Source organism: Campylobacter sp. BCW_4332, from assembly GCF_001763175.1.
Lineage (GTDB): Bacteria > Campylobacterota > Campylobacteria > Campylobacterales > Campylobacteraceae > Campylobacter_D > Campylobacter_D jejuni.
Map to the genome: position 1 here is coordinate 1 of NZ_MJYF01000017.1, position 1556 is coordinate 1556.

The 1556-nt window shown below is 26.9% G+C and carries 1 protein-coding gene and 1 pseudogene; both read right to left on the minus strand.

Features of this window, described 5'->3' with window-relative positions:
- Positions 1-1257 (minus strand): annotated as a pseudogene (locus AJN64_RS09695) (hypothetical protein); the annotation flags it as partial.
- Entirely contained in the window at positions 1254-1478 is a 225-nt protein-coding gene (locus AJN64_RS01460) for an acyl carrier protein (RefSeq protein WP_070292570.1), read from the minus strand. The pseudogene AJN64_RS09695 and the gene AJN64_RS01460, both read right to left, overlap by 4 nt.
- Positions 1479-1556: the final 78 nt, after the last annotated feature.

Here is a 1556-nt window from a genome sequence, read left to right on the forward strand (position 1 = left end):
ACTTTCTAATTTTTTAATAATTAAATCTTGTTCTAGATTGGCTAATTCTAAACGTTGTTTTTTTGCAGGTAAAGAATTAAGTTCGTTTTGAAATTTGTTTTGCAAATCTTGTTTTTCTTGAGTTAAAACTGAAATTTGTTTTTGTAATGAAGCTAGTTTTCTTGGATCCATTGTAGCACAATACTCGTCTATAATTTCTTTATAAAGCTCTATAGGAGGGATTAAATGATTAAAATTATATTCTTCTGGTATTTCTATATTTTCATTAGCTAAAGCTTCAAAATCTATTTCTTCGGTATGGTAATCTTTCACAAGTAAGAAAGATATTATACCCACATAGCCTAAATATTTATTAACATTTGGCTTTTCACATGGAGCAACTTTTTTATCCATATCACCAACAAATCTACTATTGCTTGTTATTTTAGTAAATTCATCAATATCAATCATCTCACCAAAACGTTTTACTGCTGCACCAGGAAATAATATGGAATTTAATAAAATATTTTTATTTGCAATAGTTATAGCAGAAGGCAAAATAGTATTAAGATTGTCTGAAAAAACAGAATGGATTTTATAACCATAATATTTTTTAGAAAACTTTAGTTCGCAATCTTCAGTTAACTTTAGCAGTGTAGATTTTATACCTATAAAGCGATCGATATATTTATGTATACTAGGGTTTACTCCAAGCATTTCACTTACTTGACAAACTTCAAATTTTTTGCACTCTTTAAGATTATTAATCTCTTTTGGATATTTTAAAGTATGAAAATTTTTAGCAATATTACGACCAAACTCTTTTAATATAGACATAAATATATGAATACCATCAAAAGTTAAAAAATAAATTGTTTGACGCCTAAGTTTAGATAAATCAACTAAATTAAATCCATAAAATCCACTAAGTTTAGTATGCATACTATCTATAATTTGGTTTTTAATAATATCTTCTCGATGAGACCACAAGCAAATAACAACTTTTTTTTTAAACGAGTAAAGATACCTGTATGTATCATAAATATCCTGACAAGCAATATCAGTATCTAATCTAAAATCACCAGAATTACTTTCACAAATAATCAAATCTGCTTCTTCCAATAATTTCTTATTTTGGACATCGCAAATCCTCAACAAAACAAATGCTGTCGAAGATCCACCAATAGATAGGCTTGAAACATCCCATCCCTCTTCTCTAAATCCAGCAGGAATTCCTCTGCTCTGAGAATGGCTAGATCCTATAATCACAACCTTCATCTCAAACCTTTGTCAATAAGATTTCTTATGCTATTAAAATTTTCAAAATTTTCAGGAATTAAATCTTCAAAATCTAATTCTACTTGATAAAATTTTTCAATTTCTCCAACAAGGTTTATAATATCTAAACTATCAATCTTTCCACTACTAAATAAATCAATATCCAATTCACTGATATCACCTTTACCAATATTAATAAAAAATTGTTTGATTTCTTGCATATTTGCTCCTTTGGTTTTTTTGAAATTATAAAATATTTATTTAAACAAGTTCTTTTAAAACTTTCCTATCAATTTTAC